This window comes from Bradyrhizobium sp. MV1.5 (genome assembly GCF_055807615.1).
This window is the reverse complement of record NZ_JBVVPL010000090.1, coordinates 1-7,674: the sequence shown is the minus strand read 5'-3', so window position 1 is coordinate 7,674 and position 7,674 is coordinate 1. Positions and strand designations below refer to the sequence as shown.

General features: G+C 57.2%; 6 protein-coding genes and 1 pseudogene. All 7 read right to left on the bottom strand.

Translation table 11 applies throughout. The features are described from left to right. Positions 1-1,187 precede the first annotated feature (1,187 nt). Positions 1,188-1,805, bottom strand: a complete 618-nt coding sequence (locus AC0L2J_RS34440) for an AMP-binding protein (protein ID WP_473395939.1) — start codon at positions 1,803-1,805, stop codon at positions 1,188-1,190. A gap of 39 nt (positions 1,806-1,844) precedes the next feature. Continuing rightward, positions 1,845-2,027 carry a hypothetical protein gene (locus tag AC0L2J_RS34435; protein WP_473395942.1) on the bottom strand — a complete coding sequence of 61 codons (183 nt, stop codon included), beginning with the start codon at positions 2,025-2,027 and terminating at the stop codon, positions 1,845-1,847. Positions 2,028-2,414: 387 nt separating this feature from the next. After that, positions 2,415-3,074, bottom strand: coding sequence for a condensation domain-containing protein (locus AC0L2J_RS34430; protein ID WP_473395938.1), 660 nt, complete (start codon positions 3,072-3,074; stop codon positions 2,415-2,417). A gap of 241 nt (positions 3,075-3,315) precedes the next feature. Then, positions 3,316-3,444: a hypothetical protein gene (locus tag AC0L2J_RS34425; RefSeq protein ID WP_473395941.1), complete on the bottom strand. Its 129-nt coding sequence runs from the start codon at positions 3,442-3,444 to the stop codon at positions 3,316-3,318. Positions 3,445-3,725: 281 nt separating this feature from the next. After that, a complete protein-coding gene (locus AC0L2J_RS34420; protein ID WP_473395937.1) occupies positions 3,726-4,184 on the bottom strand; it encodes an AMP-binding enzyme in 459 nt (152 codons plus the stop codon). A 177-nt stretch (positions 4,185-4,361) separates the two neighbouring features. Further along, a pseudogene (locus AC0L2J_RS34415) lies at positions 4,362-4,937 on the bottom strand (AMP-binding protein). After that, positions 4,885-5,310, bottom strand: a complete 426-nt coding sequence (locus AC0L2J_RS34410) for an AMP-binding protein (protein WP_473395940.1) — start codon at positions 5,308-5,310, stop codon at positions 4,885-4,887. Before AC0L2J_RS34410 ends, AC0L2J_RS34415 begins: the two are co-directional and overlap by 53 nt. Positions 5,311-7,674: the final 2,364 nt, after the last annotated feature.

Below are 7,674 nucleotides of genomic sequence, written 5' to 3'. Positions count from 1 at the left end.
CTTGAAAATTCTTTGACCTGTACCGGACGCCCTGCGTCGAGGCTTGCCTTCATTGCCGCGCCGCGTTCCATACTAATCCGTCCGCTACGAAATGATGCATCAGCACCAGCAGATAGTAATCGCTGCTTTCCGAAGTACGGAAGGCCACGACGTGAACAAGAGGCGTGTGACTGTCAAACCGAAACATGTTTTTGACGTCTTGCCGAGACGCTCTCGATTGTACTGCGCTGGTCTGGGCCGGTCATTCGGACGAGATCGATCTACTCCACGATGCGCTCGGCCGGACAAGACCCAATCCGCAGCCGTAATCCATTTTCGGTTCGGGCAACGCGGAGCCTGAGGCCTTCGTGCCTCTCGATGACACGGGCGAGCGCGCGGTCCAGGATCTTAAAGTTTAGGATGCCGCCGCGCAAGAAGAACAGATCGCCAATGTTGAAATGCTCGTCAAAGCCGATAAGAGAATTCCAAAACGATAATACGGGGGCACAGGCAGTAAGCCGTCCGCGGAAACGACATTGTGGGGCGCCCCCTCCACTTCCCCGGCCGCCAAGTCCCTGATGTTGGTGTTCGATAAAGTTGATTGACGGTGAGATTCAGCCCGGCTTTGCGTGCCAGCGTGACGCAACGTACGCTCAGAAGAGAGTTGCCCCTGATATCAAGAAACTTCTGTCGATTCCCACTCCCTTGGCGCCTAATAGATCCGCCCAGACTCGAGCAAGAACTAGCTCGTTCCTGGTGCGGGGCTCAGCAGCTGGACTAGTTTCTATCTCGTAAGGAACGGAGGATAGGCAAGCACGGTCTATCTTTCCGCTCGTGGTCAGTCGAACACTGTCAACCGACCTGAAGGCTGCCGGAATCACAGAGGATGGCAATCTGGCAGGTGGGCGAGAATCTCTCCTGAGCTTAGATTCTCGCGAGCGGGCAACACGCTCGCCGTCAAGCGGCGATCGTCATCGATGTCTTCTGCGAAGAGCGCGGCCTTTGCGATTGCCGGATGAGACTCAAAGGCAACTTCGACCTCCTCCGGCTCGATGCGAAAGCCCCTCACCTTGATATGGTTGTCCGATCGGCCGCAAATCTCGCGAAGGGCCGCTGGTCGAGATGCGTGCGATGTCCCAGTTCGATAAAGCACGTTATGTTGTCCGCCAGCATACGGATTCGGCACGAAACAGCGGTCAGTCCAATCTTTATCCTGCCAGTACCCAGCGCTCAGACAGCGGCCTGCGATGCACAGTTCGCCCGGGCACTGGGACAAGCGCCGAGTTGTCATCCGCATCCGATGTTTCGTGCACGGCTGCATTGGACGCACATTCCCTCGCACCATAAAAGTTCCACAACGGCACGCCCGGAAAAGACTCACGCCAACGAGCGGGCAGCGGGGAAGGCATAGGTTCGGCGCTGCTTGTGACCAATCTCAAGGCGGTCCTTTGCGGTTGCTGTTCGTGGGACCCGCTGAGACTGGACAGAAGCAGCGGAGAGGCTAAAAAGCGTGTCACGCGATGTTTTTTGCCAAACTGCACAACAACAGATCCGGATCTAGCACCTGCCGTTGGGTAAGGATCATCGTTGGCACACCTCTCAGAAGCCCACCAAAATACCCCCAAGCGGACGCGACAAGGCAGGCGGACTTCTAGACAACCATGACATCGGTGCCATCGAACGGAAAGCGCCGCCACATCCAGATCAGCCGGTTGAGAATTGCCGCCTCCCTTATAAGAACTCCCTCCGCCCGACCTATTGGGAGGACGTGTATATGAGGTTCGCAATTCGGCGATCTGCCGGTGTGTCGCTGGGTGCGAAATCATCCCTCGACACACTGCACATTTCCAAGGCCAACAGACAAATCAACTGTATCTCAAAACCAGGCTCCGTGATATTCGCGTGAACCAAGAGCTTTGCCTGACTATCTCGCAGATATGTTGGATCCGATCACGCGGACAATCCGGCGCTATCGGCACAACAACAGCATCCAAGCCCCACGGCGCAAGCATGACAGCGGCAACGTCCGGCGACCGGTCAACAAGCATGGCGGCCAGATCGCCGGCCCTCACCTTCATATCCCGCAGTAACGAGGATTGCTGCTACGCGCACACGCAGCTGGTCAACCGTGACCTCCCGAACTCGCCAAAATATGCTACCTTGCCGCGATTAGATATGCTGATCTGCTCGAAGCTTCAACAAGCGGACATTCAGATTCATATCGCTGGATCGACCCATCCAGCGAATCCAGTATCTGAGGTCTGAGGCGCTGAGGCAGCTCAGTTCCTCAATGGACACACGCGGTTTATCAACGCGGGCGGCAATCAGACAGCGCAGATTATTGGCCACGCGGACAGCCAGATCACTCGAGATTATGTCTTATGCATACGCCAGCTAGAGCGCAATTTCATCGCCCTGATCTTGCGCGTACAGTGTTAAAACTCGAATTTGACATAGCCTGTATCGGGCTCGCGGAATGTCAGGGCCAACTCGTCTTGAGCAAAGTGGCTCGGCGGCTTCGGAGTACATATTGAACATGAGCTGGAAGATCGGTGATCGCCCCGGTTCGCGACATAACCTTGTGTCCCTGACCATCCATCCGAATGATAGGCCGAATTTGCGATGGCGTCGCTGACCAGGCCCCGGATGCGGGTGGCATGAACAGAAAAACATTCACCCCGCCATCGATCGTAGCACGGATCGGCAGCATATTCAGGAAAACATTCTATGATGTCGGCGTTGCCAGGTTGATTCACAGCGTGTGGCCTGCCGACGACAATATCGTCCTGACCGCTATACATTCGTAGCAGCAGCTGGAAGCACGCCAGCAGTGTTGTCGACGTGGTGCAGCTATTTTGGCGCGCGAATTCTCCGACGCGACTGGAAAGATCGCTACCAAGCAGCACTGGACGCGAGGCGCCGCGGTATAAATTTGTTTGCGGGCGCGCCCTTCCAAGTGCAAGCACCGGCGGATCATCACCAATCTGACGACGCCAATAGTGACGTTGGTTCTCCAGCGCCTCTGGAGCAATGTGCTGTTTTTCCCACGCCGCGTGGCGCGAGAGTGACCCACGGTTCTCTCGCCAAGGCGCCACGGCATCTAAGTATCTTTGCTGAAGATCTCTGAGCAGAACAGAAATGGACCAGGCAATCGAGGATGATTTCGGGAGCGGTGATCAATATGAGATGATTGTCAGGACCAACCGGATCATGCGCGCGCGAAACAAGTGCCCCTGTCCGAGATCGAAATTGTCTTTCAACTCCGTTCGCCGAAACTGTGCGATGAGCTCCTCAGCCTCGGAGGAGATGAGATGCATCGATCAGTTCAAGATTGGTTCATAGCGGAGCATCAAAGCATTGAACCGGACCGTCCTGGTCGATAAAGCGCACCGAAAGTGCCTGGTGGGAATGAATGACCTCGGTCCAGGCGCGATTGAACCGAGCTAAATCGATGTTTCCCCTAATCCGCAGCCCGCCTTGAATGATGTAGTTCCGGGCAGATGGATCGAGCTGCGCCAGAAACTAAAGGTGCCGCTGGAGTCGCGTCAGAGGTGATCGGTTAGGCTTTCGGTATGTGAAGGCTGTGCATGCATTGGGCTCAGCGCGAGCCTCGATGGAAGCGGCAAGAGATCGAATCGTCCCATTCAGGACCAGTCTGAAATCCGCTCTCACTCCCAGCAAGGTCTGCAACTGTCCCAATATAAGCATTTGCGCGGAGCGAGTCTCCGCCGAGGCTTATGAATTGGTCATTCACACCTATGTTTTGGATACGCAAAATGCCGGACCAGATTTGACGTGGCCGGACTTCGAGATCTGATTGCAGCTTCTCGAAGGGCGTTGACAATACCGGCCGAACACGCCCCGGGGTCAGGCAATGCTGAAAAGTCGACCTTTCCGTTCCTGGTCAGTGGAATGCCGCTGACGAGGATGATTCTTTCCGGAAGGATGTAGCTGGGGAGTGCCTCAGCAAGAAAATTCTGAAGGTTGCTTTCCGCCAGTTCAGCTGGAGCCGACACATACGCAGCTAGCCGTCGCGATTCGGCTTGCGCCTCCGCCCCAGCTATATCTCGCGCCGTACACCTGCGCAGACGGAGGCGACTGCGACGGCGCCATGCGCCAAGGGATGAGCGGACAAGAGCTTCGATTTCTGCGAGCTCGATTTTGTGCCCGCGGATTTGGCCTGACGATCCCGTCGACCGAGACATTCCAAAAGGCCGTCGGAACGAAGGCGCCCGAAGGACAGGTCGTTTGAGAATGGGTTTGGCCCAAACGCATCCTTGGTACGGACATGGTCATTGACGTAACCGGCAGCGACACCGACGCCGGTAACGCAGATTTCGCCGACTTCTCCTACATTGCAAAAGCCGTGGTCCGTCCGCGACTTAAACCTCAACGTTTTGAATTGGCCTGCCGATCGGCACATAAGGCTCAGCCAGCGCAGGCGGCACGGAAGCCAGATGATGCGTCACGCCATCGGCGCACTCGGTAGGCCCATAAGGATTGAGAATGGAAACGCGGGGATACAACGCAAGCCACGCACGCGCCAATCGGGGCGTTAGAGCTTCTCCGACTGTAGAAATAATGTGCAAGCTGTCCATTGCTCGCTCTGCAGCGGCCAGCGATTGCAGTTATTCAACAAACACTGCCGGCAACGACGGAACGAATTGGACGACCGTAGCGCCGGATCGTTGAATTGCTTGAAGGAGCGACGGCGGCGATCTCCGTGTCGCATCATCGATGATTGATGTAGAGGCTCCGACGCAAAGCCCAGAAAGAAGCTGCCAAAGCGAGATGTCAAAGCAGTGCGATGCCGTTTGCGCGACGCAATCCGTCCGAGTGAGACTTAGAGCATCGATCTTTGCCGCCAAATGATTGTTTAGGCCGGTCCGCTCGATCATTGCGCCCTTAGGCTGGCCCGTCGAACCAGACGTAAACAGAATATAGGCAAGTCCATCCACGTTCGGCGATGGCACAACAGACTAGGTCTGCCCCCGGCGCAGTGCAGCCTTTATAGCTACGAATTGAGGAGCTCCTTTGCTTCTCTCCTGGAATAGGCTGAGCGAATCCGGCCGGTCTCGGCCCATCGACAAAGCGCAGCGGGCTCTGCTCGATCATGAATGATGTACGGGAAGCCGGCAGCGATGGATCGAGCGGTAGGTACGTTGATCCAGCTTTCAAAATTGCGATGACCGCCGTCGCCCAGTCGAGATCCCGCCCTCCCCGGTAGCCGACAACCGCGCCGCGAGCACCCTGCTCTCGTAAGGTCCTCGCAAGGGCATCCGATCTTGATCGTAGCGCCTCATATGTGAGTTCGTCTGCGCCGTCCCTCAGCGCAACTCCGGATCCGAACCTGCAAGCGGATTGATCGCCGTGACCGCGTCAACCAGGTTGGCGTTCCATAGGCTGCTTCTTGCCTGATTGATTTTCCGTAGGCACGCGCCCCGCCATTCGTCGCCTTCGTCGGCGCCCAAATCGGAACGCCGGAGCTCGTCATCGAGGTGTGCATGCGCAGCCACCCCGATTCAGCACGTCGTAAGGTTTTGTCCGTATGACCTTCTCGGTGTTCGCTTCTGGCTCGATGATCGGCAGAGGAACAGGAGGAGGCTAGGACCCCGCCTCCACTTTGGCACCTACCTACTCTTGTAGTGGACCTGCCATCGTCTGCATGGCACCCGCAATTAACGCGCCCACAGGCTCGTTACGGCTTGTGATTAGCGTAGCCGTCCGATTTCCCGGCCCTTGAGCCGGCACCACCAACCCGATCGAGAGCGTATTGGCCACCCCGGCGATACAGCTTGTACGGACGAAAGGCTTCTTACCGTAACCACCGCCAGACCGATGGTGTTCAACCCGGTGATCGCCGCAACAAGGACCCGGCGGCGCCTAGCCTTGAGGTCATCCAAGTGCTGGCACCGGCCAACAAAGCGCCCGATCACCTCGTCACCTAAATCCGAATACCTCTATTGAGATTTATTTATGACTATGGATGACGCGAGCTGGAAACTGAGGCGTCGTGTCATCGCGTAGCACCAACCGCTGTGGATAGGCGCCGAGGGCATATTTCCTGAGCGGCGCACGGTTGAACGGCTGGCCGTCCGCAGGGACGTATGGCTCACGGAGACCTCGATCGACAGAGACGCAGCCTGCCCACGGGCGGCCTCTGGGTGAGGATTAATCCATCGCAATGCGCTCGCCAGACTTGCTTGACCAGTTTCCACGGCCTTTGCGGTCTCGGGCGCGGCATATTCCTTTCCGCTTAAGATCATCTGGTGAAATGCGAGCGTCGCGTCCCTGCTCCCGATCGACTTTACAAGCGGTCCAATTTCGGCGCTCTCCGCTCAGCTATTCCGGCCGGTCAATCCAACGATGCTGGACTCCATAGCATCATCCACGCCACAAAATCTCAGCCTGCTGATGCCGCGAACGGCGAGCACTATTTCCGCTTGTGCGATCTGCTCTCCGTATTTCAAGGCGCCATCGTGCGCCCCCGGGCAGTCCGCCAGTACTAGCTGTGATTGCGACGTTAGTGGGCTGGGCAGACTTGAGACGTTTGACGTTAAGGCTGAGATTTTCTGTCTCCCAGCCAACGCGCAACCTGTTGGCAGGTTTGGTCGGCGGTGCCAGCGCTCGCATGAAAGGTGGCCGATGTCACGAGGCCTAAATGCCGCAGCGGGATCTCTCCTGGGCGATCGTGACCACGGCAAGCCCCAGTATCACGTCTCGGTTGATGCCGAAATGGAGGCGATAGAGCCACCAGATCGCGCAGCACCGGTTGAGATCAGAGAGTGCCCGAGCGCGCTTCATTGCTGCTGCGACCCGCGCTATTGGCTTCATGACACGTCTCATCTGGAAACCTGAACGTCTCGGGACCAGTGCTCTAAATTTGGTGAGTTTTTGGTCGGTGACGGTTCCCTGTCGCGCGCATGCGCCGGCAAAGGATTGGGAGCTGAGGTTCATGTTTGCCATGGCATTGCGCGTCTCGAAGCTTGATGGGCATATGTGCATCCGACCTTTCCGGAATCTTATGATGCAAGTACCGCTTCCCCAAACACCCAGATCTGGTAGTGACAATTGACAGCAGTCTTATGCGATAGTTACGCGGTGGCGCGCGTTATTTCGCAGACCCGATGCTGGCGCATCGAACCGATCGGAGTCGAAGGCATCGGCTGCACCTCGGAAAACGGCGTCGGCTCTGACCGCGCGGGCCCGGAGCCATGTGATATCGCCTCGACTCATCGATGGCCGGTTGACGATCCTGAGCTTTATTCGAGCCTGATGACCGCTCCTCGCGACTGGACGTTATTTGGGCACGGTGATCCACTGGGAATGCATTCAACGAATGTACTTCGTGCGAGTTGGGCAGCGGAATCGAACCGCTGCCGAGGCAGCAGTTCGGGTGAGCTTTCGGCCAGCGCCCCGGACAACCTGCGCCGCCGCGAATTGATAGACGGTCGACATACGAGCGCTTGTTCCCGCTTGTTAATGGCCATAATGGCCTCGTCAGACAAATCGTCTGACAGTGTAATGTTCTTGATCTCGGTCCCAAGCCGGGGGCGTGGTCGAGTAGCTCAGCCATTTGGCTTTCGCCCTCACAGATCCGGGCGGGCGGCTTTCCCGCACCCGGCTGTTTCCGAGGGTAACCCGCGTCATCTCCGCGCCTGCGCCCAAGTGCGAGTGATGCGTGAACGGGCAGAC